Origin of the sequence: Nonomuraea composti, assembly GCF_012034275.1 — a bacterium.
Classification (GTDB): Bacteria; Actinomycetota; Actinomycetes; order Streptosporangiales; family Streptosporangiaceae; genus Nonomuraea; species Nonomuraea composti.
On the sequence record NZ_JAATEP010000011.1, the window covers coordinates 80342 to 105667 of the forward strand.

At 71.7% G+C, this 25326-nt stretch carries 28 protein-coding genes; 19 read left to right on the forward strand and 9 right to left on the reverse strand.

The features are described 5' to 3' along the window. Window positions 1-26 precede the first annotated feature (26 nt). The 10 genes from HCN51_RS17565 to HCN51_RS17610 all read left to right on the forward strand — a co-directional run bounded on the left by HCN51_RS17565 (window position 27) and on the right by HCN51_RS17610 (window position 9968). Window positions 27-1265: a multidrug effflux MFS transporter gene (locus tag HCN51_RS17565; protein WP_168010662.1), complete on the forward strand. Its 1239-nt coding sequence runs from the start codon at window positions 27-29 to the stop codon at window positions 1263-1265. A gap of 92 nt (window positions 1266-1357) precedes the next feature. Then, the gene (locus HCN51_RS17570) at window positions 1358-2056 is read left to right on the forward strand and encodes a helix-turn-helix transcriptional regulator (RefSeq protein WP_080037102.1); all 699 of its coding nucleotides are present in this window, start codon (window positions 1358-1360) and stop codon (window positions 2054-2056) included. Continuing rightward, window positions 2053-3465: a Fe-S cluster assembly protein SufB gene (sufB, locus tag HCN51_RS17575; protein WP_080037103.1), complete on the forward strand. Its 1413-nt coding sequence runs from the start codon at window positions 2053-2055 to the stop codon at window positions 3463-3465. Before HCN51_RS17570 ends, sufB begins: the two co-directional genes overlap by 4 nt. Continuing rightward, window positions 3465-4586: a Fe-S cluster assembly protein SufD gene (gene sufD / locus HCN51_RS17580; RefSeq protein WP_080037104.1), complete on the forward strand. Its 1122-nt coding sequence runs from the start codon at window positions 3465-3467 to the stop codon at window positions 4584-4586. Before sufB ends, sufD begins: the two co-directional genes overlap by 1 nt. After that, complete coding sequence (locus HCN51_RS17585; RefSeq protein WP_080037105.1) at window positions 4583-4909, forward strand: non-heme iron oxygenase ferredoxin subunit; 327 nt, start codon at window positions 4583-4585, stop codon at window positions 4907-4909. Before sufD ends, HCN51_RS17585 begins: the two co-directional genes overlap by 4 nt. 5 nt (window positions 4910-4914) lie before the next feature. Beyond that, entirely contained in the window at window positions 4915-5661 is a 747-nt protein-coding gene (sufC, locus tag HCN51_RS17590) for a Fe-S cluster assembly ATPase SufC (RefSeq protein WP_080037106.1), read from the forward strand. Beyond that, window positions 5658-6914 carry a cysteine desulfurase gene (locus HCN51_RS17595; RefSeq protein WP_080037107.1) on the forward strand — a complete coding sequence of 419 codons (1257 nt, stop codon included), beginning with the start codon at window positions 5658-5660 and terminating at the stop codon, window positions 6912-6914. Before sufC ends, HCN51_RS17595 begins: the two co-directional genes overlap by 4 nt. Before the next feature lie 2 nt (window positions 6915-6916). Continuing rightward, complete coding sequence (sufU, locus tag HCN51_RS17600; protein ID WP_080037108.1) at window positions 6917-7357, forward strand: Fe-S cluster assembly sulfur transfer protein SufU; 441 nt, start codon at window positions 6917-6919, stop codon at window positions 7355-7357. After that, window positions 7354-7713 (forward strand): metal-sulfur cluster assembly factor, encoded by a 360-nt coding sequence (locus HCN51_RS17605; protein ID WP_168010663.1) that lies wholly within the window; start codon window positions 7354-7356, stop codon window positions 7711-7713. Before sufU ends, HCN51_RS17605 begins: the two co-directional genes overlap by 4 nt. Before the next feature lie 317 nt (window positions 7714-8030). Further along, on the forward strand, window positions 8031-9968 hold the full coding sequence (locus tag HCN51_RS17610) for a DEAD/DEAH box helicase (RefSeq protein WP_240972954.1): 1938 nt from the start codon (window positions 8031-8033) through the stop codon (window positions 9966-9968). 172 nt (window positions 9969-10140) lie between these two features. Here the strand turns inward: HCN51_RS17610 and HCN51_RS17615 are convergent, their stop codons facing one another. Genes HCN51_RS17615 through HCN51_RS17625 form a run of 3 tightly spaced genes read right to left on the reverse strand, consistent with a single transcriptional unit; the run spans window position 10141 to window position 13203 of the window. Then, window positions 10141-11022, reverse strand: coding sequence for a carbohydrate ABC transporter permease (locus HCN51_RS17615; RefSeq protein WP_168010664.1), 882 nt, complete (start codon window positions 11020-11022; stop codon window positions 10141-10143). After that, complete coding sequence (locus HCN51_RS17620; protein ID WP_168010665.1) at window positions 11022-11930, reverse strand: carbohydrate ABC transporter permease; 909 nt, start codon at window positions 11928-11930, stop codon at window positions 11022-11024. Before HCN51_RS17620 ends, HCN51_RS17615 begins: the two co-directional genes overlap by 1 nt. A 13-nt stretch (window positions 11931-11943) precedes the next feature. Continuing rightward, the gene (locus tag HCN51_RS17625) at window positions 11944-13203 is read right to left on the reverse strand and encodes an extracellular solute-binding protein (protein ID WP_168010666.1); all 1260 of its coding nucleotides are present in this window, start codon (window positions 13201-13203) and stop codon (window positions 11944-11946) included. A 248-nt stretch (window positions 13204-13451) separates the two neighbouring features. Between HCN51_RS17625 and HCN51_RS17630 the strand changes: the two genes are divergently transcribed. From HCN51_RS17630 to HCN51_RS17665, 8 genes are all read left to right on the forward strand, one after another. Further along, entirely contained in the window at window positions 13452-14417 is a 966-nt protein-coding gene (locus tag HCN51_RS17630; RefSeq protein ID WP_168010667.1) for an acetylxylan esterase, read from the forward strand. A gap of 99 nt (window positions 14418-14516) precedes the next feature. Then, entirely contained in the window at window positions 14517-14780 is a 264-nt protein-coding gene (locus tag HCN51_RS17635) for a phosphoribosyl-ATP diphosphatase (protein ID WP_080037115.1), read from the forward strand. Window positions 14781-14845: 65 nt separating this feature from the next. After that, entirely contained in the window at window positions 14846-15691 is an 846-nt protein-coding gene (gene hisG / locus HCN51_RS17640) for an ATP phosphoribosyltransferase (protein WP_168010668.1), read from the forward strand. A 54-nt stretch (window positions 15692-15745) separates the two neighbouring features. Next, complete coding sequence (locus HCN51_RS17645) at window positions 15746-16330, forward strand: carbonic anhydrase (RefSeq protein WP_168010669.1); 585 nt, start codon at window positions 15746-15748, stop codon at window positions 16328-16330. Window positions 16331-16400: 70 nt separating this feature from the next. Further along, window positions 16401-17285, forward strand: a complete 885-nt coding sequence (locus HCN51_RS17650; protein WP_168010670.1) for an ABC transporter ATP-binding protein — start codon at window positions 16401-16403, stop codon at window positions 17283-17285. After that, the gene (locus tag HCN51_RS17655) at window positions 17285-18022 is read left to right on the forward strand and encodes an ABC transporter permease (protein WP_168010671.1); all 738 of its coding nucleotides are present in this window, start codon (window positions 17285-17287) and stop codon (window positions 18020-18022) included. The genes HCN51_RS17650 and HCN51_RS17655 overlap by 1 nt, the downstream gene beginning before the upstream one ends. Next, window positions 18019-19131: a sensor histidine kinase gene (locus HCN51_RS17660; protein WP_168010672.1), complete on the forward strand. Its 1113-nt coding sequence runs from the start codon at window positions 18019-18021 to the stop codon at window positions 19129-19131. The genes HCN51_RS17655 and HCN51_RS17660 overlap by 4 nt, the downstream gene beginning before the upstream one ends. After that, entirely contained in the window at window positions 19128-19733 is a 606-nt protein-coding gene (locus HCN51_RS17665; protein WP_168010673.1) for a response regulator, read from the forward strand. The genes HCN51_RS17660 and HCN51_RS17665 overlap by 4 nt, the downstream gene beginning before the upstream one ends. A 39-nt stretch (window positions 19734-19772) precedes the next feature. Here the strand turns inward: HCN51_RS17665 and HCN51_RS17670 are convergent, their stop codons facing one another. The 5 genes from HCN51_RS17670 to HCN51_RS17685 all read right to left on the reverse strand — a co-directional run bounded on the left by HCN51_RS17670 (window position 19773) and on the right by HCN51_RS17685 (window position 23179). Continuing rightward, window positions 19773-20546 (reverse strand): endonuclease/exonuclease/phosphatase family protein, encoded by a 774-nt coding sequence (locus HCN51_RS17670; protein WP_168010674.1) that lies wholly within the window; start codon window positions 20544-20546, stop codon window positions 19773-19775. After that, window positions 20543-21817 carry an aminotransferase class V-fold PLP-dependent enzyme gene (locus HCN51_RS17675; protein ID WP_168010675.1) on the reverse strand — a complete coding sequence of 425 codons (1275 nt, stop codon included), beginning with the start codon at window positions 21815-21817 and terminating at the stop codon, window positions 20543-20545. Before HCN51_RS17675 ends, HCN51_RS17670 begins: the two co-directional genes overlap by 4 nt. Window positions 21818-21871: 54 nt before the next feature. Further along, window positions 21872-21997: a hypothetical protein gene (locus HCN51_RS61365; RefSeq protein WP_277350016.1), complete on the reverse strand. Its 126-nt coding sequence runs from the start codon at window positions 21995-21997 to the stop codon at window positions 21872-21874. A gap of 4 nt (window positions 21998-22001) precedes the next feature. Continuing rightward, window positions 22002-22274, reverse strand: coding sequence for a helix-turn-helix transcriptional regulator (locus HCN51_RS17680; protein WP_168010676.1), 273 nt, complete (start codon window positions 22272-22274; stop codon window positions 22002-22004). 245 nt (window positions 22275-22519) lie between these two features. Next, entirely contained in the window at window positions 22520-23179 is a 660-nt protein-coding gene (locus tag HCN51_RS17685; protein ID WP_168010677.1) for an alpha/beta fold hydrolase, read from the reverse strand. Between the two features lie 112 nt (window positions 23180-23291). Here HCN51_RS17685 and HCN51_RS17690 point away from each other — a divergent pair, with 112 nt between their 5' ends. Further along, entirely contained in the window at window positions 23292-24254 is a 963-nt protein-coding gene (locus tag HCN51_RS17690; protein WP_168010678.1) for a WYL domain-containing protein, read from the forward strand. A 40-nt stretch (window positions 24255-24294) separates the two neighbouring features. On the opposite strand, the gene HCN51_RS17695 is transcribed toward HCN51_RS17690, so the two are convergent. Further along, window positions 24295-25320 (reverse strand): EAL domain-containing protein, encoded by a 1026-nt coding sequence (locus HCN51_RS17695; protein WP_346433688.1) that lies wholly within the window; start codon window positions 25318-25320, stop codon window positions 24295-24297. Window positions 25321-25326: the final 6 nt, after the last annotated feature.

Consider the following 25326-nt stretch of genomic DNA (forward strand, 5'->3'; position numbering starts at 1 on the left):
GGTCTACGAGGGAGAGGGGTTCGCGCATGTCCGTGGCAGAAGTCGCCACGTCCGCCGTCGTCCAGCAGAGCAGGCAGAGCCAGAAGAGCCGCGGGGGACTGCTGCTGCTGATCCTCGGCGCGCTGTCGGCGATCGGGCCACTGTCCATCGACATGTACCTCCCCGCGCTGCCCGCCATCACCGCCGAGATGCTCAGCGGCGAGGCGCAGGTCCAGCTCACCCTCACCGCCTGCCTCATCGGCGTGTCGCTCGGGCAGGTGATCGCCGGCCCGACCAGCGACGTGCGCGGCCGGCGGGTGCCGCTGATGATCGGCGTGGCCGGGTTCATGGTGGCCTCGCTGCTGTGCGCGTTCGCGCCCTCGGTGCCGATGCTCATCGTCTTCCGCCTGCTGCAGGGCATGCTGGGCGGCGCCGCGCTGGTCATCGTGCGGGCCGTGGTGCGCGACCTCTATGACGGCGCCGCCATCGCCCGCATCTTCGCCACGCTGATGCTCGTCAGCGGCCTCGCGCCGATCCTGGCCCCGATCGCCGGGGCGCAGCTGCTCGCGTTCACCTCCTGGCGGGGCGTGTTCGTGGCGCTCAGCATCGCGGGGGTCCTGCTGCTGCTGGCCGTCGTGGCGGGCGTACGCGAGACGCTGCCCGCCGAGGAACGCGAGAGCGGCGGACTCAAGCACACCGTCAGCACGTTCTGGCAGCTCCTGCGCGACCGCACGTTCATGGGCTTCGCGCTGACCGGCGGCCTGGCGTTCGCGGCCATGTTCGGCTACATCTCGGGCTCGCCGTTCGTGCTCCAGGAGGTGTACGGCGCCACGCCCCAGCAGTACTCGCTCATCTTCGCCATGAACGCCTTCGCCCTCATCGCCACCTCCCAGATCGGCGGCCGGCTGTCGGGGCGGGTGCGGCCCGTGCTGCTGGTGCGCGTCGGGCTCGGCATCGGCCTGCTGGGCGCGGCCCTGCTGATGACCGCCGCGCTGGCGGACCTCGGCCTGTGGGGCATCGTGAGCGGCCTGGTCGTCATCATGCTGGGCCAGGGTCTCGTCCTGCCGGGCACGGGCGCGCTGGCGCTCGGCTCCCAGCCCGCGCAGGTCGCCGGCAGCGCCTCGGCGCTGACGGGCGTGCTGCAGTTCGCGCTCGGCGCCGCCGCGGCCCCGCTGGTCGGACTTGCCGGAACGGGGTCCGCGCTGCCCATGGCGTGTGTCATGCTCGGGCTCTTCCTCTGCTCGGCCCTGGCGTTCACGATTCTGGGCCGGGCAAAGGTTAGGTAAGGCTACCCTGCGTGACAAATTCCATTCCCGCCCCTGCTCGGATCCGTTTGTGATGCGGGAAGGAATTACGGCACACTGATGTTGTGAAAAACATGCCCACGATGGAGCCCGGTGGTGAGCGCGGCACCCGCGCCCGCGTGGCCAGGCTGATTCTTGAGCATGGTCCCGTCGCGGCCGCGGCACTCGGCGAGCGGCTCGGGCTCACGCCCGCCGCCGTCCGGCGTCACCTCGACGCGCTGCTGGCCGACGGGATGATCGAGCCTCGCACCGTGCGCCCGCGCGGTCAGCGCGGGCGCGGACGGCCGGCCAAGCTGTTCGCGATCACCGACGCGGGGCGCAGTGCTTTCGAGCACGCCTACGACGACCTGGCCGGGCGCGCGCTGCGCTTCCTGGCCGAGCGTCTGGGGCGAGAAGCCGTGTCCGACTTCGCCCGCGAGCAGGTCTCCAGCCTGCTGGAGCGACTGCAGCCGGTCATGGCGACGGTGCCCGCGGACCAGCGCGTGCAGGTGCTGGCGCAGGCGCTGTCGGCAGAGGGGTATGCCGCCTCGGCCACCAAGGCCAAGTCGGGCGGCGACCAGCTCTGCCAGCACCACTGCCCGGTGGCGCACGCGGCCGCGGAGTTCCCGCAGCTGTGTGAGGCCGAGACGGAGGCGTTCGCGCAGCTTCTCGGCACCCCGGTGCAGCGCCTGGCCACGATCGCCCACGGCGACGGGGTGTGCACGACGCACGTGACCCCGCAGTCTTTGGCCGATTCCGCACATAGAGACAAGAGCAAGGAGACCGGAAGGTGACTGTCACCGACCGCCCGGAGCTGGAAGGCCTCGGGAATTACAAGTTCGGCTGGGCCGACCCGGATGCCGCGGGTGCGGCGGCCAAGCGAGGCCTGTCCGAGGAGGTCGTCCGCAACATCTCCGCGCTCAAGAACGAGCCGGAGTGGATGCTCGACCTTCGCCTGAAGGGCCTCCGCCTGTTCGACAAGAAGCCGCTGCCCACGTGGGGCTCCGACCTCACCGGCATCGACTTCGACAACATCAAGTACTTCGTGCGCTCGACGGAGAAGCAGGCCGCCTCCTGGGACGAACTGCCCGCCGACATCAAGAACACCTACGACAAGCTCGGCATCCCCGAGGCGGAGAAGCAGCGCCTCATCGCCGGCGTCGCGGCACAATACGAGTCCGAGGTCGTCTACCACAAGATCCGTGAGGACCTCGAGGAGAAGGGTGTCATCTTCGTCGACACCGACACGGGCCTCAAGGAGCACGAGGAGCTCTTCAAGGAGTACTTCGGCTCGGTGATCCCGGTGGGCGACAACAAGTTCGCCGCCCTCAACACCGCCGTGTGGTCCGGTGGCTCGTTCATCTACGTGCCGCCGAACGTCGAGGTCGAGATCCCGCTGCAGGCCTACTTCCGGATCAACACCGAGAACATGGGCCAGTTCGAGCGCACCCTGATCATCGTCGACGAGAACAGCTACGTTCATTACGTCGAGGGCTGCACCGCGCCGATCTACTCCTCCGACTCGCTGCACAGCGCGGTCGTCGAGATCATCGTGAAGAAGAACGCCCGCTGCCGTTACACGACCATCCAGAACTGGTCGAACAACGTCTACAACCTGGTCACCAAGCGCGCCGTCGCCTACGAGGGCGCGACCATGGAGTGGATCGACGGCAACATCGGCTCCAAGGTCACGATGAAGTACCCGGCCGTCTACCTCATGGGTGAGCACGCCAAGGGCGAGACGCTGAGCGTCGCGTTCGCCGGCGAGGGCCAGCACCAGGACGCCGGCTCCAAGATGGTGCACCTGGCACCCAACACCAGCTCCAGCGTCATCTCCAAGTCGGTGGCGCGCGGCGGCGGCCGCACCTCCTACCGCGGTCTCGTGCAGATCGAGGAGGGCGCCCACGGCAGCGCCAGCACCGTCAAGTGCGACGCCCTGCTCGTCGACCAGATCAGCCGCTCCGACACCTACCCCTACGTCGACGTCCGCGAGGACGACGTCTCGATGGGCCACGAGGCCACGGTCTCCAAGGTCAGCGAGGACCAGCTGTTCTACCTCATGAGCCGCGGCCTCGACGAGGACGAGGCGATGGCGATGATCGTGCGCGGCTTCGTCGAGCCGATCGCGCGTGAGCTGCCCATGGAGTACGCGCTCGAGCTCAACCGGCTGATCGAGCTGCAGATGGAAGGAGCCGTCGGCTGATGGGCCTGAACGAGAAGCCCCTGTCGACCCTGCACGAGAAGGCGTCCTACGACCTGGGCGACTTCGACGTCCCGACCGGGCGCGAGGAGGCGTGGCGCTTCACGCCGCTGTCGCGCCTGAAGGGCCTGCACAACGGCAAGGCCGAGCCCGTGGGCCACGTCCGCGTCGATGTCGACGCCGCCCCCGAGGTCACCGTCGAGACGGTCGGCCGCGACGACGCCCGCGTGGGCAAGTCGTTCATGCCGACCGACCGGGTCAGCGCCCAGGCGTGGAACACCTTCGAGAAGGCCACCGTGATCACGGTGCCGCGCGAGGCCGTCACCTCCAAGCCGACCGTGCTGACGCTGACCGGCGAGGGCGACGGCGCCACCTACGGCCACATCGTGGTCAAGGTGGAGCCGATGGCCGAGGCCGTGCTCGTGCTCGACCACAAGGGCAGCGCCGTCTACGCCGACAACATCGAGTTCGTCGTCGGCGACGGCGCCAACCTCAAGGTCGTCAGCCTCCAAGACTGGGACGACGACGCGGTCCACGTCTCCCACCATCACGCGCAGCTCGCCAAGGACGCGACGTTCCGCAGCTTCGTGGTGACGCTCGGCGGCGACCTCGTCCGCCTGTCGCCCAGCGTCACCTACACCGCGCCGGGCGGCGACGCCGACATGTCGGGCGTCTACTTCGTCGACGCCGGGCAGCACCTGGAGCACCGCCTGCTGGTCGACCACTCGCAGCCCAACTGCAAGAGCAACGTCGACTACCGCGGCGCGCTGCAGGGCGAGGCCGCGCACGCCGTCTGGATCGGCGATGTGATCATCAGGGTCGAGGCCGAGGGCACCGACACCTACGAGCTCAACCGCAACCTCATCCTCACCGACGGCGCCCGCGCCGACTCGGTCCCGAATCTGGAGATCCTCACCGGCGAGGTCGCCGGCGCGGGGCACGCCTCCGCCTCCGGCCGCCTCGACGACGAGCACATCTTCTACCTCCAGGCCCGCGGCATCCCCTACGACGAGGCGCGCCGCCTGGTCGTGCGGGGCTTCCTCGGCCAGCTCGTCGAGAAGATCCAGATCGAGGAGATCCGCGAGCGCGTCATGAACGCGCTGGAGGCGGAGCTGTCCCGGTGAGCGCGTTCGAGAAGGTGTGCAAGGTCGCGGACATTCCCGACGGGGGAGTCATCGGCGTCGAGGTCGGCGCCGACGAGACCCCGGTGGCGCTGGTCCGCAAGGGCGAAGACGTCTTCGCCCTGCACGACGTGTGCTCCCACGCCGAGGTCAAGCTCAGCGAGGGCGAGGTCTACGACGGCACCCTGGAGTGCTGGCTGCACGGCTCGTGCTTCGACATCCACACCGGCAAGCCCACCGGGCCGCCCGCCACCCAACCCGTGAACGTCTACACAGTCAAGATCGACGGCGATGACGTCCTCGTCTCGCTCTCGAAGGAGTCCTGAGCAACATGTCCACCCTTGAGATCCGTGACCTCCAGGTCGCCGTCGAGGACAAGGAAATCCTGCGCGGCGTCAACCTGACCGTGAAGGCCGGGCAGACCCACGCCATCATGGGCCCGAACGGCTCGGGCAAGTCGACGCTCGCCTACGCCATCGCCGGCCACCCCAAGTACACGATCACCGGCGGCCAGGTGCTGCTCGACGGCGTGGACCTGCTGGAGCTGTCGGTCGACGAGCGCGCCCGCGCCGGCCTGTTCCTGGCCATGCAGTACCCGGTCGAGGTGCCCGGCGTGTCGGTGTCGAACTTCCTGCGCTCGGCCGTCACCGCCGTGCGCGGCGAGGCGCCGAAGCTGCGCGAGTTCGCCAAAGACCTGAAGGCCGGCATGGACGCGCTGTCCATCGACCCCGCCTTCGCCCAGCGCAACCTCAACGAGGGTTTCTCCGGCGGCGAGAAGAAGCGCCACGAGATCCTCCAGATGGAGCTGCTCAAGCCGAAGATCGCGGTGCTCGACGAGACCGACTCCGGCCTCGACGTCGACGCCCTGCGCGTGGTGTCGGAGGGCATCAACCGCTTCCGCGCCTCGGGCGAGACCGGCGTGCTGCTCATCACCCACTACACCCGCATCCTGCGCTACGTGAAGCCGGACTTCGTGCACGTGTTCGCGGCCGGCCGGATCGTCGAGGAGGGCGGGCCAGAACTGGCCGAGAAGCTCGAGGCCGAGGGCTACGAGCAGTACACGAAGGCATCTGCATGACTTCCACCAGCTTCGATGTGGAGAAGATCAGGAAAGACTTCCCGGTCTTCTCCCGCGAGCTGCCCGACGGGCGTCCGCTCGTCTATCTCGACTCGGGCAACTCCTCACAGAAGCCCAACCAGGTCATCGAGACCATGCGGGAGCACCTGGCGCTGCACTACAGCAACGTCGGGCGCGCCATGCACGTGCTCGGCGCCGAGTCGACCGACGCCTACGAGGGCGCCCGCGACAAGATCGCGGGCTTCGTCGGGGCGCCGTCGCGCGACGAGGTGATCTTCACCAAGAACGCCTCCGAGGCCCTCAACCTGCTCGCCTACAGCTTCGGCAACCCGGCGAACACCGACCCGCGCTTCACCCTCGGCCCCGGTGACGAGATCGTCATCTCCGAGATGGAGCACCACTCCAACATCGTGCCGTGGCAGCTGCTCGCGCAGCGCACCGGGGCGACGCTGAAGTGGTTCGGCGTCACCGACGAGGGGCGGCTCGACTACGACCCCGCCCTGATCACCGAGCGGACGAAGATCGTCTCGATCGCGCACCAGTCGAACGTCCTGGGCACCGTCAACCCGGTGGCCGAGGTGGCCGCGCGGGCGCACGAGGTGGGCGCGCTCATCGCGCTCGACGCCTCCCAGTCCGTGCCGCACCACCCGGTCGACATGACGGAGCTGGGCGCCGACTTCGTGGCCTTCACCGGTCACAAGATGGTCGGCCCCTCCGGCATCGGCGTGCTGTGGGGGCGGGCCGAGCTGCTGGAGTCCATGCCCCCGTTCCTGGGCGGCGGCGAGATGATCGAGGCGGTCTGGATGGACCACTCGACGTACGCGCCGATCCCGCACAAGTTCGAGGCGGGCACGCCGCCGATCGTCGAGGCCATCGGGCTCGGCGCGGCCGTCGACTACCTCACCGAGGTCGGGCTCGACGCCATCGAGGCGCACGAGCGGGAGCTGACGGCGTACGCGCTGGAGGCCCTGCGCGAGGTGCCGACGCTGCGCGTCATCGGCCCCGAGACGCTGGAGGGGCGCGGGGCCACGGTGTCCTTCACCCTGGAGGGCATCCACCCGCACGACGTCGGGCAGATCCTCGACGACCAGTTCGGCGTGGCCGTCCGCGTCGGGCACCACTGCGCGCGCCCGCTGCACCTGCGCTTCGGAATACCCGCGACCACGCGGGCGTCGTTCTACCTGTACAACACCACGGGCGAGATCGATGCCCTGGTGCGCGGCCTGCATCACGTTCAGAAGGTGTTCGCATAGCCATGATCGGCGAGTCGATGTACCAGGAGCTGATCCTGGAGCACTACAAGCACCCGCAGGGGCGGGGGCTGCGCGAGCCGTACGACGCCGAGGTTCACCACGTGAACCCGACGTGCGGCGACGAGATCACGCTCAGGGTCAAGGTGGGCGACGCCGGCAAGATCCTGGACGTGTCCTACGAGGGGCAGGGCTGCTCGATCAGCCAGGCCGCCGCCTCGGTGCTGCACGAGCTGGCCACCGGATCCACGGTGGACGAGACGCTCTCGGTCGTCGACGAGTTCACCCGGCTGATGCAGGGCAGGGGGCAGGTGGAGGCCGACGAGGAGGTCCTCGGCGACGCGGTCGCGTTCGCGGGCGTGGCCAAATTCCCGGCGCGCGTTAAATGCGCGTTGCTTTCCTGGATGGCCTACAAGGACGCTGTTGTGAGGAGTGCTGGGCAATGAGCAAGCCCACTGAGACGCCGACCGGCTATGACGGTGACACCACCGTCGAGGAGGTCATGGAGGCGCTCAAGGACGTCGTGGACCCCGAGCTCGGCATCAACGTCGTGGATCTGGGCCTGGTGTACGGGCTCAACCTCGACCCCGCCGACGGCGGCCAGCCGGTGGCGACCATCGACATGACGCTGACCAGCGCGGCCTGCCCGCTGACCGACGTGATCGAGGACCAGGCGCACTCGGCCCTCGACGGCATGGTCTCCGACGTGAAGATCAACTGGGTCTGGCTGCCGCCATGGGGCCCTGACAAGATCACCGACGAGGGGCGCGAGCAGCTCCGTATGCTAGGCTTCAACGTCTGATCTTTCTGCTGTCACCCCTGGCGGTAAAACGTCAGGGGTTTAAGCATGCCTTGCGGGTTTCGGAAAGTCCGGACCCATAGCCGGGGAATATCCGATAACATCCCCGGCGTTGAGTGACAGGAACACCTGACGTCTCATCACGCGTTTCGCATCGCCTGCGGCCGGTGCCCCGGGTGTGTCCCCCCTCATCTTGACCCCGCCCCCCGATGGCGGCGGGTGCCCTTGAACCTCGTGCGGCCCTCGGGGCCGTACACCTTGGCTCGTCCTTTCGCAGAAGTGACGTGCCACTTCGACGGAAAGGCACGACTTTCGTGACCATGCTTGACGCTGTCATGCCCACGCTCGGCGACACCTCCGCTGCGGCCGAGACCGCCGCGGAGATCCCCGCCGCCGAGCCGGGCCCGTCCGAGTTCGAGCTGCTTGGCCTGCCCAAGCCGCTCGTCAACGGGCTGGCCAAGCTGGGCTTCGACAGCCCGTTCCCCATCCAGAGCGCGACGATCCCCGACGTGCTCGCCGGCAACGACGTGCTCGGCCGCGGCCAGACCGGCTCCGGCAAGACGCTCGCGTTCGGCCTGCCCACCATGGCGCGCATCGCCGGGGTGCGGCCGGCTCCCGGCCGGCCGCGCGCGATGATCCTCGTGCCCACCCGCGAGCTCGCCCTCCAGGTGCACGACGCCCTCGAGCCCCTCGGGCGCGGCCTCGGCCTGCGCATGAAGGTCGTCGTCGGCGGCATGTCCATGGGCAAGCAGATCGAGGCCCTGCGGCGCGGCGTCGACGTCGTCATCGCCACCCCCGGCCGCCTCGGCGACCTCATCCGGCAGGGCGAGTGCTCGCTGTCGGACATCGAGGTCAGCGTGCTCGACGAGGCCGACCACATGTGCGACCTCGGCTTCTTCCCCGTCGTCACGGACCTGCTCGCGCAGACCCCGTCCGACGGGCAGCGGCTGCTGTTCTCCGCCACGCTCGACGGCGACGTCGACAAGCTGGTGCAGCGCTTCCTCAAGGACCCGATCACGCACTCCGTGGCCCCGGCGACCTCGCCGGTCGACACCATGGAGCACCACGTGATGCAGGTCACCCGCGACGACAAGTTCGACGTGATCGCCGAGATCGCCAACCGTGAGGGCCGCACGATCATCTTCGTGCGCACCCAGCACGGCGTCGACCGGCTGTGCAAGCAGCTCGCCCGCGTCGGCGTCAAGGCCGGCGGCCTGCACGGCGGCAAGCGCCAGAACCAGCGCACCCGCATCCTGTCGGAGTTCCGCGAGGGCTCCATCAACGTGCTGGTCTGCACCGACGTCGCCGCGCGCGGCATCCACGTCGACAACATCAGCCTCGTGCTGCACGTCGACCCGCCGCAGGACCACAAGAGCTACCTGCACCGCGGTGGCCGCACGGCCCGCGCCGGCGAGAAGGGCACCGTCGTCACGCTGGTGCTGCCCAACGAGCGCCGCTCCACCGACGCGCTCACCCGCCGCGCCGGCATCCACCCGTTCCGCCTCAAGGCCACGCCCGGCCACCCCCGGGTCGCCGAGGTGACCGGGGCCCGCACGCCGAGCGGCGAGTCCATCCCCGTGTGGGAGCCGGACGTCCGCAAGCCGCTGCGTCCCCGCCGTGATGGCGGCGTCTCCGAGCGTCGCGGTCGCCGTGGCCGCCGCGACTTCGACGGCGAGCGCCGCCCGCGCCGCCACGACGACGGTGACCGCCCGTTCGAGGACCGCCGCCCGCGGCGCCACGACGACGGCGGCCGCCCGTTCGCCGGCGGTGACGACCGGCGCCCGCGCCGCCACGAGGACGGCGACCGGCCGTTCAGCGGTGGCGAGCGTCCCTTCAACGGCGGCGAGCGTCCCTTCAATGGCGACGACCGGCGGCCGCGCCGGCACGGCGAGGGCGAGCGGCCGTTCGGGCGCTCGCAGGAGCCGCGCACGTTCGGCGACGACCGCCGCCGTGACGGCGGACGGGGTCGCGGCGGCTTCCGCTCCGACGACCGCCCGTTCCGCCAGGACGGCCCCTACCGCCAGGAGGGTTCCTTCCGCCAGGACGGCGCCTTCCGCCAGGACGACAGAGGCCCGCGTTACAGCTCCGACCGTGGCCGCCCGTTCTCGGGCGACCGTGACCGCGACCGCGGCTTCCGCTCCGACGACCGCCCGGCGGCGCCGGCGCGCGACGGCTACCGCTCCGGCGCCGGCCGCCCCGACGAGCGCGGCACCGGCGGCGGCTACCGCCGCAACTCCGGCCGCCGCTTCGAGCGCTGACCGCCCACCGGTGACAGCCCGCCCCCGCGCGGGCCGGCCGGACGCCCGGCACACTGCCCGCCGATGGGCGGGCTGACCGGACGTCCGGCGCACACCGCCCGCCTGTGTGCGGGCTGACCGGCCATTTCCCGCTGCCCGCCGCACCTTCCGAGGTGCGGCGGGCAGCGGCGTTTCAGCCCTTGAGGCCGCTGAGGGCGATGCCGCGGACGAAGTACCGCTGGAAGATCAGGAAGAAGACGATCGTCGGCACCGACGCCAGCAGCCCGCCCGCCATGATCGCCCCCTGATGGTCCGGCCCCGCGTAGTACGAGTTGAGCCGCGCCAGCGCGACCGGCAGGTTGGCCATCTCGTCGCTCTGCACGATGATGAGCGGCCACAGGAAGTTGTTCCACTCGGCGAGCACGATGAAGATCGACATCGCGGCGAGCGCGGGCCGCAGCAGCGGCAGCACGATGCGCCACCAGATCCGCCACTCCCCGGCGCCGTCCACCCGCGCGGCCTGGATCAGCTCGTCCGGCACCGATTGCAGGAACTGCACGAGGAAGAACAGCACGAACGCCTTGGCCAGCGCGGGCACGATGTAGCCGGCGTAGCTGTCGAGCCAGCCGAGGTTCCGCATGATCACGTAGTTGGGGATGAGCGTGGTCTGCCAGGGCACCATCATCGAGGCGACGATCAGCAGGAAGATGGCCCGGCGGCCCTTGATGTCGTGCTTGGCGATCACGTACGCGGCCAGCGAGCAGATCAGCAGCGCCCCCGCGGTGATGGCGGCGGTGATGAACAGACTGTTGAACAGGAACCTCCAGAACCCGAAGTCCACCTGGAAGCGCTGGAAGATGCCCTGGAGGTGGCCGGGGTTGACCCGCTCGGGCGACCACTCGGCGTCGTAGAAGTTGGCGACGGTGGGCGAGTTCGGCACGAACGACGGCGGAGTCCTGGCCAGCTCGGCGGGCGGCTTGAAGACGGTGATGAGCAGCCAGTAGAACGGCACGACCATGGTCACCGACAGCAGGTAGAACGGCAGCCGCAGCAGGTGCCCGTTGAGCCGGGCCATCACAGCTCCTTCATCGCGCGGCCCAGGCGCAGGTTGACGAGGCTGAGCACGAAGATGATCAGGAAGAGCACCCAGGCGATGGCCGCGGCGTAGCCGAGCTTGAAGTGGGTGAACCCCTGGTCGTAGAGGTAGGGGACGATCATCAGCCCGGAGTCGAGCACGCCGCCGATGTTGTTGGTGCCGCGGAAGACGATGTAGACCGCCTCGAACACCTGGAACGCGCCGATCAGCCCGGTCACGACCACGTACGTGGTGACGGGCCGCAGCAGCGGCAGCGTGATGTGCCGGAAGCGCCGCCAGGCCGAGGCGCCGTCGATCTCGGCGGCCTCGTAGTACTCCTGGGGGATCGAGCCGAGCCCGGCGACGTACAGCACCATGCCGTATCCCATGCCGCCCCACACTGACATCAGCACGAGGATGGGGATCGTCAGCCCCGGCGTGGCCAGCCAGGCGACGGCGGTGCCGCCGAGCCGGCTGACGATGGTGTTGGCCAGGCCGACGTCGCTGGGGAACAGCACCCACTTCCACATGAGCATGAGTGCGATGGAGGAGGTGACGGAGGGCAGGAAGAACACGGTGCGCATGACGCGGTGCGCCCATCCGGAGCCGTTGAAGGCCAGGGCGAGGCCCAGCGACAGCAGGGTGCCGAGCAGGACGGACGCGACGACGTACACGCTGGTGTTGCGCAGGGCGTGCCGGAACCTGGCGTCCTGCGCGAGGTCGCGGAAGTTGTCCAGGCCGGTGAAGGCGGCCGGGTTGATCCCGTCGAACGTGGTGAAGCTCAGGTAGAGCGAGTTGGCCAGCGGCCAGATCAGGAACGCCGCGAACAGCCCCAGGAAGGGCAGCAGCATCGTGTACGAGGTGCCGTAGCGGCGCAGCCGGCTGCGCAGCGGCGCGGGGTTCGCCATGTGGGGGCTCCTGTCAGCCGGCGTTGCGCGCCATCACCTTGGCGGCCTCGGCCAGCGCCGTCTTGACGTCCGCCTTGCCGAGGATGGCCGACTGCAGGTGCTTGGAGACGTCGGGCGCGCTCTCGTCCCAGCCGGGGCAGCCGGGCGCGGCCTTGCCGGTGCGGAACGCCCGCTCGAACACCTTGGCCTGGTCGGGCGTGAACGACGAGGAGTCCACCACCTTGTCGGGGCGCGGCGGGATGTAGGGCAGGTTGCGCTTCCTGGCCTCCTCCACGATCGCGGCGATGGCCTGGTCGCTGTACATGAACCTGACGAAGTCGGTGCCCGTGGCGGCGTGCTCGCTGAAGGAGGTCACGCCGATCGCCCGGCCGCCGATGAACGTGGTCGGCCCGGCGGGGCCGGCGGGCAGCGTGGTCATCGCCCACTTGCCCTTCAGCTTCGGCTTGTTGACGTCGATGCCCTTGGCGATCCAGTTGCCGCCCACCACCAGCGCGGTGCCGGTGTCGAGCGCGTCGGACGCCTCGACGCTGGCCGTCGGCGCGCCGTGCTCGCGGTAGAGCTTGACCCAGTACGTCAGCGCCCGCTCGGCCTGCGGGGTGTCGAGCGAGGGCTTGCAGTCGGGCGTGTAGAACGTGCCGCCGGCCTGGTAGAGGTAGTTGAAGTAGCCGATCCAGTCGAGGTTGCCCCAGTCCTGGCTGTAGGGCTTGTCGACGCCGGCCGCCTTGAGCCTGCCGATGGCCGCGGTCAGCTCGTCCCACGTCTTGGGCGGGGCGTCGAGCCCGGCCTTGGCCAGCAGGTCGGTGCGGTAGTAGAGGGCGAGCGTGGACATGTCGAGCGGCACGCCGTACACCGAGCCGTCGGGCGAGGTCGCCGACTCCCACTGCGCGGGCTGCGCCTGCGCCTTGAGCGCATCGAGGCCGTGCTCGCGCAGGTCGACCATGGCGCCCCTGGCGCCGAACTGGATGGTCCAGGTCATGCCGCCGGAGATGACGTCGGGGCCGCTGCGGCTGGTGGCCGCCGCCAGGAGCTTGGCGTACGCGTCGTCCCACGACAGGGTCTGCACCTTGATCGTGACGTTGGGGTGCTCGCGGTGGTAGAGGTCGGCCGCCTTCTGGAAGATCGCGGTCTCGTCGTCGCCGCCGGTGGACCAGAAGGACAGGGTCGCGGGGGCGTCACGGTCCGCCTGCCGGGTGGGGGCCTGGCCGCTCGTGGCGCAGGCCGCGGCCAGGAGTGCGAGCAGGACCGTGCCGCATGCCGCCGTCGTACGTCGCATGGAGAGCCATCCGATCTGTCGCCGCCATTTCTGCGGATCTCATCACTTAAACGGGTAAGTGACAACTCCAAGTCATGTAAGTTTCACGGCGTTCTGACCGGCACCGCTGTGAGGTGTGGAGATGCGGTTTTGGCACGATTCAGCGCATCCGAGTGGTCGGCTTTCCCGGTTCAGCGACCCTCGCTCCCGCTGCGGGGCCCCGGCCCGCGTACCGTGGACGAGCACCGCGCCCCCCGTAAGGAGCCCTCATGTTCGTCGACCTGCCCCTGCCGCACCTGCGCGAATACCTCCCCGACCGGGTCGAGCCCGCCGACTTCGACGCCTTCTGGCAGCGCACGCTCGCCGAGGCCCGCGCCCACGACCTGGCGCTCGAGCTCACCCCCGTCCCGACCGACCTCACCGTGGCCGACGTGTTCGACGTGACCTTCGCCGGGTTCGGCGGGCATCCGATCAAGGGCTGGCTGCTGCTGCCGCGCCAGGCGAGCGGGCCCGTGCCGTGCGTGATCGAGTACCAGGGGTACGGCGGCGGGCGCGGACTGCCGATCGACTGGCTGCTGTGGCCGAGCGTCGGGTACGCCGTGCTCGCCATGGACAGCCGGGGCCAGGGCGCCGGCGGATGGCGGCGCGGCGACACCGCCGACCCGTACCCCGGCACGGGGCCGCAGACGCCCGGCGTCATGACCAGCGGCATCCACGACCCGCACGCGTACTACTACCGGCGGCTCTACACCGACGCCGTGCGCGCGGTCGACGCCGCCAGGGCGCATCCGGGGATCGGCCCGGTCGCGGTCGGCGGCGCGAGCCAGGGCGGCGCGATCGCGCTGGCGGTGTCGGCGCTGGTGCCCGACCTGGCGTGCGCGCTGCTGGACGTGCCGTTCATGTGCCATATCAGGCACGCCACGCAGATCACGCCGGAGCATCCGTACGCGGAGCTCGCCGCCTACTGCCGGGCGTTCAAGGACCAGGTGGAGCGGGTCTTCGAGACGCTGGCCTACTTCGACGGGGTGAACTTCGCCGCACGGGCGCGCACGCCCGCGCTGTTCTCCGTGGGGCTGCAGGACGGCATCACGCCCCCGTCCACGGTGTTCGCCGCCTACAACCACTACGCGGGGGAGAAGGACATCCGGGTCTATCCGTACAACGGGCACGAGGGCGGGGAGTCCGCGCACGCCATGGAGCGGGTGGCCAGGGCGAAGAAGGCACTGGGATCCTGAAGCGAGGGTGCGCCGTCTCGCGTGGCGGACGCGGGGCGGCGCCACCCCGTGACGCAGACTAGGCTTAACAGGCACGTCATCCGACCGACGAGAGAGACCATGAAGACCTTCGAAGAGCTGTTCGCCGAGCTGTCAGAGAAGGCCACCACCCGGCCCGCGGGCTCGGGCACCGTGGCCGCGCTCGACGCCGGCGTCCATGCCATCGGCAAGAAGGTCGTCGAGGAGGCCGCCGAGAGCTGGATGGCCGCCGAGTACGAGTCAGACGACAGGGCCGCCGAGGAGATCTCGCAGCTCCTCTACCACGTGCAGGTGCTGATGATCGCCAAGGGCATCGGCCTCGACCAGGTCTACAAGCATCTCTAGGGCGCTGCGAGGCGCCCGCCACCAGGAGACAGCGGAAGGCAGACCACACGTAAGGACCTGAAGACATGCTGCGTCTGGCAGTACCCAACAAGGGCTCGCTCAGCGAGGCCGCCCAAGCGATGCTCAAGGAGGCCGGCTACCGGTCCCGCAGAGACAGCAAGGAGCTCGTCGTCGTCGACGACGCCAACGGCTGGGAGCTGTTCTTCCTGCGGCCCCGCGACATCGCGGTCTACGTCGGGGAGGGCACCCTCGACGTGGGCATCACCGGCAGAGACATGCTGATCGACTCCGGCGCGGCGGTCGAGGAGATCATGCCGCTCGGCTTCGGCGCCTCCACCTTCCGGCTGGCCGCCGCGGCCGGCACGATGTCGTCGGTGCACGACCTCGACGGCCGGCGCATCGCCACCTCCTACGCGGGCCTGCTCGACAAATACCTGTCCGACCAGGGCGTCGACGCCCGCGTGATCAAGCTCGACGGGGCCGTGGAGACGGCCATCAGGCTCGGCGTGGCCGACGCCGTGGCCGACGTCGTCGAGACCGGCACCACGCTGCGCAACGTCGGCCTCGAGGTGTTCGGCGACCCGATCATGAAGTCGGAGGCCGTGCTGATCAAGCGGCAGAGCGCGCCCGACACCCCCGGCGTCGACCAGCTCGTCCGCCGCTTCCAGGGCGTCGTGCAGGCCCGCGACTTCGTCATGATGGACTACGACATCCGCGCCGAGCGCATCGAGGAGGCCATCGCGCTGACGCCCGGCATGGAGGGCCCCACGGTCTCGCCGCTGCATCGCGAGGGCTGGGTCGCCGTGCGGGCCATGGTCCGGCGCAAGGGCCACCAGCAGGTGATGGATCAGCTCTGGGACATCGGCGCAAGGGCCATCCTGGTCACCGACATCTACGCCTGCCGCCTGTGAGGTCTGCCCGCCAGGCCACCGGTGCTCCACCGGGCCGGCGGGCATACCCGTACCGTGCGTGACGAAGCGGTCGCCTGGCGTGGTTCGGCCAGGCAGACGTGGTTCTTACTGGAGCAGGGCAACCGGCGCTGGGCGGCGGGCGAGTCCTTCCGCCCGCGCCAGGACCCGCGCCGCCGCAGGCAGGTCGCCGCCGGCCAGCGGCCCAGGGCGGTGGTGCTGTCGTGCATCGACTCCCGGGTGCCGCCCGAGGTCGTCTTCGACGTCGGCCTCGGCGACCTGCTCGTGGTCCGCACCGCCGCCCACACCCTCGACCCGCTCGTCACGGCCGCCGTCCAGTTCGGCCCGCTGGACCTGCGGGCCGGCCTCGTCGTCGTCCTGGGCCACCAGCGCTGCGGCGCCGTCACGGCGGCGGCCCGCGCCTTACGCGGGCAGGTCACCCTGCCCGGCGAGCTGCCCGCCGTCGTCGCCGCCCTGGAGCCCGCCTACGCCACCTCCGGCGGCCGGGTCGCGCCCATGGTGCGCGCCCACATCCGCCGTACCGTCGCCCACCTGCGAGCCGACCCCCTCCTGCGCGGCAGCGCCACCGTCATCGGCGCCTGCTACAGCCTCGACACCGGACGGGTGAGCCGCGTCATCTGACAAATGTCACCGCCAAGACCGGAGGGAACGCACTGCCGCCGCGCCGGAGCCGGCCCGTAGCGTTCCGCACATGAACGGCATCGTGTTCGACCACGTCAGCAAGCACTACGGGGACGTGCTCGCCGTCGACGACCTCTCCCTCACCATCGAGCCCGGCACGACCGTGGCCCTGCTCGGCCCCAACGGGGCGGGCAAATCCACCTCCATCAACCTGCTGCTCGGCCTGCTCAAGCCCAGCCAGGGCACGATCACCGTCCACGGGCGGGCCCCGGCGCAGGCGGTCGCGGCCGGCGAGATGGGCGCCATGCTCCAGGACGGCGCGCTCATCCCCGAGCTGACCGTCAAAGAGACCGTCGACCTCGTACGCGGCCTCTACCCGCGCCCCCTCGCCCTCGACGACATCCTCGCCATGGCCGACCTGACCGCCATCGCCGGCCGGCGGGCGAGCAGGCTGTCCGGCGGGCAGGCCCAGCGGGTCAGGTTCGCCCTCGCCGTCGCCGGCGCCCCGCGCGTCCTGCTGCTCGACGAGCCGACCGCCGCCATGGACGTCGAGTCCAGGCTGCGCTTCTGGGCCGCCATGCACGACTACGCGGCCGGCGGCCGGACCGTCCTGTTCGCCACCCACTACCTGGAGGAGGCCGACGAGCACTCCGACCGGGTGATCGTCATCGCCAGGGGCCGGCTGGCCGCCGACGGCAGCGCCGAGCAGATCAAGGCCGACGCGGGCGGCCAGACCGTCAGCTTCTCCCTCGGCGCCCAGCCCGCCGCCGGGCTCGACCGGCTGCCCGGCGTCACCGCCGTGGAGATCACCGACGGCGCCGCCGTCCTGCACACCACCGACGCCGACGCCACCCTCGCCGGCCTCTACCGCGGCACCACGCTCGACGTGCGCGGCCTGCGCCTTTCCTCCGCCGACCTCGAGGCCGCCTTCCTGCGGCTGACCCGGGAGTCCTGATGCTGCTCACCTTCGCCAGGGCCGAGGCCCTGCGCACGCTGCGCAACCGGCGCTACCTCATCTTCGTCGTCGCCTTCCCCGTCCTGCTCTACCTCATCAACGCCAACATCTACGGCAGCCGGAGCGACGGGTCCGGCGTCGGCTACAACGTCGTGCTCATGGTGTCGATGGCCGCCTACGGCGCGCTGGCCGCGTCCATGATGAGCTCGGCCGTGCCGCTGGCCACCGAGCGGCAGACCGGCTGGCTGCGCCAGATCCAGATCACCCCGCTGCCCTCGTGGGCCGTCGTCGCCGCCAAGCTCGGCAGCTCGATGGCGCTCGTGCTGCCCTCGCTGCTGCTGGTGGGCCTGGTCGCGATCGTGCAGCAGGGCGTGTCGCTGCCGCCGGAGCGGTGGGCGGAGCTCCTGGTGGCCCTGTGGCTGGGCGTCGTGCCGTTCGTCGCGCTCGGGCTCGCGCTCGGCTCGGCGCTGTCCGCCGAGGCCGCCCAGCCGGCCGCGATGATCTGCATGTTCGCCCTCACCATCGCGGGCGGCCTGTGGTTCCCGCCCGAGCTGTTCGGCTCCGGCATGAAGGCCGTCGCCGAGCTGACCCCGTCCTACCACTACGCGAGCATCGGCTGGAGCCTGGCGGGCGGCCACGGCCCGGCCATGCCGGACGTGCTCGTCGTGCTCGCCTGGGCGGTCGTGCTGGGCGGGGCGGCGGCGGTGCTGTACCGGCGGGCTACCGTACGGGTATGAGCTTCGCCGACCGGATCAGCTTCAACGAGACCGGCTCTCCCCGGCGGCGGCTGGCCGGCATCTCGGTCGGGCTGGTCTACCTGGTCTTCCCCGTCGCGGAGATCGTGACCGGCGAGATCACCGGGGCCCGGGCCGTCTGGGCGGGGGCGACGCTGGCCGCGTACATCGCCTCCTTCCTGGCCACGGTGCTCAGCCCCAAGAGCATGACCGAGCACAGCAGCCGGACCTACCCGCTGCTCGCGCTCACCACCGCGCTAGGGGTGGCCGCCGCGGCGGTGTTCGGCGGCGCCTGGCTGTCGCTGCCGGTCTACACCGTCGTGCTGTACGGGTTCACGCTCCCTGCCCTGGGGGCGCTGTGGGCCATCGTCCTCACCCTGATCGTCGTCATCGCCGCCGGCGTGGCCCACGGCAACGACGCCGCCGGCCTCATCGTGCTGGCGCTGCAGGTCGTGACGCTCGGCGTGCTGTTCATCAGCATCCGCAACGGCAGGGCGATGAGCATCCGGCTGCGCCTGGCGCAAGACGAGGTGGCCCGGCTGGCGGCCACGGAAGAGCGGCTGCGCATCGCCCGCGACCTGCACGACCTGCTCGGCCACAGCCTGTCGCTGATCGTGCTCAAGAGCGAGCTGGCCGGGCGGCTGGCCGAGCAGTCGCCGCAGCTGCGCAAGGAGATCGGCGACATCGAGACCGTCGCCAGGAAGGCCCTGGTCGAGGTGCGCGAGGCCGTCACCGGCTACCGGCGGCGCAGCCTGGAGGAGGAGCTCGACAACGCCAGGGCGGTGCTGCGGGCCGCCGGCGTGCACGCCGAGGTGCGGCTGGCCGGCACGCCGCTGCCCGAGCCGCTCGACGGCCTGCTCGGCTGGGGCGTGCGCGAGGGCACCACCAACGTCGTCCGCCACGCGCGCGCCACGCGGTGCGAGATCAGGATGACGTACGAGGACGGCACCGCCATCCTTGAGATCGTGGACGACGGGAGCGGCGGCGCGGGGCCGTACGAGCAGGGCAGCGGGCTGCGCGGGCTCACCGAGCGGGTGACGGGCGCGGGCGGCACGGTCACGGCCGGCCCCACCACCGGCGGCCACCGGCTGAGCGTGCGGGTGCCCGCGTGATCAGGGTCATCCTGGCGGAGGACCAGGGCATGGTCCGCGGCGCGCTGGCCTCCCTGCTGGGCCTCGAACCCGACATCGAGGTCGTCGGCGAGGCCGCGAACGGCGACGAGGCGCTCACCGTGGCGACCGCGACCCGCCCCGACGTGGCGCTGCTCGACATCGAGATGCCCGGCACCGACGGGCTCGCCGCCTGCGCGAGCATCACCGCCCGGGTGCCGCGGTGCCGGGTGATGATCCTGACGACGTTCGGCCGGCCCGGCTACCTGCGCACGGCGATGGAGGCGGGGGCGGTGGCGTTCCTCGTCAAGGACAGCCCGGCGAGAGAGCTGGCGGCGGCCATCCGGCGGGTGCACGCGGGGGAGCGGGTCATCGACCCGACCCTGGCCGCGGCGGCGCTGAGCGCGGGCCCCAACCCGCTGTCGGGCCGCGAACGCGACGTGCTGGCCGCCGCGGCCGACGGCGCCACGATCGGCGACATCGCGGCGGCGCTGCACCTGTCGGAGGGCACGGTCCGCAACTACCTGTCCTCGGCCATCCAGAAGACGCACGCCCGCAACCGCATCGAGGCGGTGCGCCGCGCGAAGGCGCAGGGCTGGGTGTAGCTCGGCAACCCGGTATCGCGCACCGTGCCAGGGCGCAGCTCAGTAGCGCAGCTCGGCCAGCACGCCGTAGTGGTCGGAGCCGGGCTCGGGGCCGTCGCCCACCACCTCGCAGCGCACCGGATGCCCCGCGCCGCCCGCTCTCGGCCAGGCGCTGAGCACGTAGTCGAAGCGCCGGTCCGGATACAGGCCCGGCCGCGCCCACGGGTTGGCGTTGCTCCACGTGTGGCCGGGCCCGCCGCCGCCCGCCACCTCCCACGCGTCGTAGAAGACCAGCCCCGGCACCGGCACCGCGCTGCGCCCGGTCAGCATGCGCAGCTCGTCGCTGTCGGGCGGCGCGTTGAAGTCGCCGCACACCAGCGCCGGATGCCGCCGCGAGGCCACCTCCGCCACGAACGCGGCCAGCGCCCGCACCTGCTCCTGCCGGGCCTGCGAGTCGCCCAGCCGGTAGGCGCCGATCATCACGCTGAACACCTGCAACGGCCCGCGCGGCCCGTCCAGCTCGCAGAACAGCGCGCGCCCGGGCAACACCCCGCCCCGCTCCGCCGGCAGCAGCCGGTCCTCCTGCCGCACGATCGGCCAGCGGGACAACACGGTGACCGGCGCCTCGGCGGGCAGCGCCGCCACGTGCTCGTAACCGAGCCGCCGGCCGGCCCACTCCTGTAACGCCACCACGTCGGGCGACAAGTCCCGCACCACCTTCTCGATGCGCCCGGCCCGCTCGGCGTACGGGCCGTGCTCGCCCCACACGTTCCAGGTCAGCACGCGCACGCTGGTGCCGATCAGCGGCCCGTACGGCTGCTCCCAGTCCGTCACCTCAGCCCCTCCATCGCCTTGATCGCCTGATCCACCTGCTCGGGGCCCGTCACGATGCTCGTGCCGAAGCGCAGCAGCGACGGCCGGTACGGGGTCACGCTCGCGACCACCTTGCGCTCCCGCAGCCGCCGCACCGCCTCGAACGGCTCCATGCCGGCCACCGAGCAGCACACCAGCCCCGCCGACAGGTCGGGGGAGCGCGGGGTGGCGAGCGTGACGTGCGGGAGCTCGGCCAGGCCCGCCTTGAGGCGGCCGGCCAGCTCCTGCGTGCGGGCCCGCACCCGGCCCGCGCCGATCGCCGTCATGAACGCGAACGCCTGCGGCATCGCCCACCGGTGCTCGAACGCCTTGTAGCCGCCCGGCGTGACCAGCTCGGCCGTCGTCGCGCCCGGGGAGCCGCCGTCCTGCCAGGCGGCGAAGGCGGCCTGGCTGAAGCTGGGCACGATCGGGGCCAGCGCGTCCCAGGAACGGCCCCACACGATGCCGGTGCCGCGCGGGCCGAACAGCCACTTGTGGGTGCCGCTGGCCAGGAAGTCGCAGCCCAGGTCCGCCATGGTGCCGCCCATCGCGCCGAACCCGTGCACGCCGTCCACGCACAGCAGCGCCCGGTCGTGCTCGGCGCGACCCCGGTTCGCCTCGGCCAGCACGCCGGCGATGGCGCGGACCGGCACCCGTACCCCGGTGCTGGAGTGCACCCACGTCAGCGCCACCACGCGGGTGCGGGGGCCGAGACCGGCCTTGACCGCCTCCACCATGCGATCGGCGGAGGCCGCGGCCGGGTCGTCGTACAGCTTGACCCTGCGCACCTTCGCGCCCGTGCGCGCGGCCAGCAGCCGCAGTCCCTCATGGGTGGCCAGGAAGTCGTGCTCGGTGGTCAGCACGTCCTGGCCGGGGCGCAGGACGAGGCCGGAGTAGAGCAGCGCCAGGCCCATCGTGGTGCTGTCGGTCAGCGCGACCTGGCCCGGCTCGGCGCCCAGGTAGCGGGCGGCGGCCTCGCGTACCTGCCGGTCGGGCTCGGCGCCGCCGGGCGGGGTGTACTCGGGGTCGGCGTCCAGCGCGTCGCGGTGCCTCCTGATCGCCTCCCGCACCGGCGCCGGCGCCGGTGCCAGCACGAACGCGGCGAACTGCGCGTACGCGGGATCGAGCGCGAACTGGGCGCGCACCGACGCCCAGTCGGCTGGGTCGAAGCTCCGGGGCGCGGGAGATCCGGCGGTGCACCCGGTCACTCCGGCCAGCAGCCCGGCGCCGAGCAGGGCCCGTCTGTTCAGCATGCCTGCTTCCTACCCCGCCTGGGGGTGTTCGGCGTCCTCGTGGACGACCCGCTGTCAGCGTCCGGCGTGCTCGTCGAGGAAGCGGCGCTGCTCGGCGAGCAGCTCGCGGTCCTCGGCGACGGCGTCGTCCAGCGCGGCGGGGTAGGGGTGCAGCGGGGCATGCGGTAGTCCACGCCCCACGTGGTCATCCCGGCCGTCGTCGCGGTGACGGCGGTGTTGGCGCGGGCCGCCTCGCCGCCTCCGAACAGCAGCGCCCCGCAGTGGAAGTCGAGGCAGAGCGGGCGCTCGCCGGGAGCGCCTCCAGGATCCGCCTGCCGAGGGTCTCGCGCGGCCCGTCCAGCGCGTCCAGGACCGTCGGTGTCGGCCCCGGGATCGACAGCGGCAGGTTCTCCTTCGACGTGAAGTGATGGATCACCAGTGACGGGTCGATGCCGAGCCCGGCGGCGATGCCGCGCATGGTGGTCTCCCGTAGCCGGCCTCCAGGAACTGCCGGGCGGCGACGCGGGCGATGGCGGCCCGCGTCGTCTCCACGGCCGGACCGTCGATCGCCGTGGCCTGAGCGTGCGACCGCCCTGCCGCTTCCTGCCCCGGCGAGCGCACGGTCTTTCTGGCTGGGTCCATCGCTTCTTCCTGGTTGAACACTGGTGAGTCGAACAGTGTTGAGCACCATGACAGGGCGAAGCGGCGCCGGGAAGTGGCGGATCACGGGGCCAGGAGGCGGGCGAGCTCGGCCGGCCGGGTGAGCATCGGCCAGTGGCCCGAGTCGAGGTCCACGAGGTCAAGGTGCTTGACCTTCGCCAGCTCGGGCACGTCACCGGCGGCGATCCACTCCTGAGCCTCGGCCGGGGTGAACTCGGGACACACGACGAGGACGGGAACGTCGAAGCGGCGCTCGTCCGTCAGGCGAACCACGCCCTGCGCCACCCCCCCGGGGGCGGGGATCGCCGCGGCGGCGAAGTCGTGGCGGGCCCGCTCGTCGAGGTCGGCGGAGTCCGGCCCCTCGAACGGCTCCCAGCCGGGGAACGGCATGACGCCGTCGCGCACCTCGAAGAAGTCGGCGTAGGCGCGCCCGTCCGTGGCCGGGAAGCCGCCGACGAAGGCGACCCTGGCGATCCGCTCCGGGCGCGCGTCGGCGGCCAGCCAGGCCAGGGTGGCGGCGGCGGAGTGCCCCACCACCATGGGCCGGCCCGAGGCCGCGTCCACGGCGGCGAGCACGGCCGCCACCTGGTCGTCGAGGGTGGCCGAGGCGTGCAGCGGCAGGCCGACCGGCACCGGGCGGTGGCCGAGCGCCTCGACCGCCGGGACGACGTCGTCCCACGCGGAGGCGTCGAGCCACAGGCCGGGGATGAGCAGGATGTCCATGAGCAGATGTCTCTTCTTTCGCGACGTTCGGGTGAGGTCCTGGCCACGGACCCTAGGCCCCATTCCGGACGTTCTGCTTCCTGTTCAGCCCGCGAGCCTCTAACGTGCTCATGTGCCGACCGACCTCAGCCCCACCGCACGGGCCCTGCGCGCCATGGAGATCCTCCGCACCCGCCCCGGCGTGACGGCCGGCGAGCTGTCCGCCGGTCTGGGCGTCACGGAGCGGGCCGCCCGCCGGTACGTCGCGATCCTGCGCGAGGCGGGCATCCCCGTCGAGTCGGTGCGCGGCCCCTACGGCGGGTACCGGCTCGGGCGCGGGACGCGGCTGCCGCCGGTGGCCTTCACGGAGCCCGAGGCGCTCGGCCTGGCCATGGCGGTCCTCGCCGGCCGGCCGGCGGACGCCGACGTCGCCGCCGCCCTGGACAAGGTCATCCGGGCCCTGCCCGAGAGCGTCGGACGGCAGGCGGCGGTGCTGCGCGAGCACGCCGCGGCGACGCCCGACCGGTTGTCGGCCCGCCCGGATCCCGCCACCACCAGCACGCTCGTGGCCGCCGTCGCGGAGCGGCGGCGCGTGGTGGTCGCCTACCGCAGCGAGTCCGGCAACGAGTGGGAGGCCGAGGTGGACCCGTGGGCGGTCGTCGTCCGCCACGGGCGCTGGTACCTGTTGTGCTTCTCCCACCGCGCGCAGGCCGCCCGTACGTACCGGATCGACCGCGTCCGCGAGGTCCGGCGCGGCGCCCGCTCCTTCCGGCCGCCCGCCGGCCTCGACCCGGTGGCGGCGCTGGAGGAGAACCTGGGCACGGGGTGGGAGTACGCCACGCGGGTCGTGTTCGACGCGCCCCTGGCGGAGGTGGCGCCCTGGATCCGGCCGCCCATGGGGCGGCTCGAACCGTCGGGTGACGGTTGCGTGCTGGTCGGCAGCACGAGCAATCCCGCGATGTACGCGCAGGAGTGGCTGCCGACCATACCGTTCCCGTTCCGGGTCGAGGGCGGCCCGGAACTGCGTGCCGCGCTCGCGAAGCTCACGGCCCGCCTCTCGGCCGCCTTGTCCGGCCCGTCCGATGCCCGTTCATGAGCCGGAACGGATCTACAACGTAAAGACGGCCTGCTCCGGCTCAGCCCCTGATCGCGGCGACCTGCCTGATCAGGTCCGAGACGCGGACGATGCCGAGGCAGCGGTTCAGCTCGTCGGTGACCACCAGGTCGTCGTAGACGCGGGCCGCGTCCCGGCCGGCGGCCTGCATGGCGGCGATGGCCGGGGTCGTGCGCGGCACCGTACGGGGCGGGTCGGCCAGCCGCTGCGCCGGCTTCGACCCGTGCAGCGCGTGCCCGTAGCGGGCCGCGAACGACAGCAGGAACCGGCTGCGGTCCAGGCTGCCCTTGGGGCGCTGGTACTCGTCCACGAGGATCACGCTGGTGATCGTCGGCTCGTGCCCGAACGCCGCCACCGCCTCCTCCGCCTTCGCCTCCGCCGGCAGCGTCACGGCCGGCAGCAGCAGCTCCTGCACGCGGGGGCCGAGCATGACCGTGCCGGGGGACTCGTCGGCGATCGGCAGCGGCACCCGTACCTTGCCGTCGGGGCCCGGCGCGAGCAGCGGGCCGTGCGCGAGCCGCACGCCCAGCCCGCGCGCCGTCGCCGCCTGCGCCTCGCGCTCCACACCCGGCGCCATGACGTGCGCGCCGATGCCGCGCGCCAGCGTCACCACCGCCCGCGCCACCGCCGTCGCCCGGTGGTCGCCGGGGATGCGCGCCACCACGTCCGCGCCGAGGGCCAGCAGGTACGGCGAGGAGTCGGTGATCAGGTCCAGGGCCGCGCCCCCGGCGCCCACGTCCGCGAACCCGAGCAGGTACCCGATCGTGCGCAGGCCGTCGAGCCCGACCTTGAGCAGCGGCCTGTCCTGCTCCTGGCACGGTCCAGTGAGCAGCAGGATCGCCTCGCGCGGATGCCTGCCCGCCCTTCTCAGCGCCTCGTGCAGCGGCGCCAGAGCGCCCGCGCCCGACAGCACCACCCGCACCGGCAGTTCGAGCACCATGGGCAACGGCGCTGCCCGCAGGACGCCGGTGGCGTCCACGATGGCGGGGTGCGCGATGACGGCCCCGGTGTCGAGATCCACCAGGGGACTCGTGAGCAGGGAGGACACGTACAG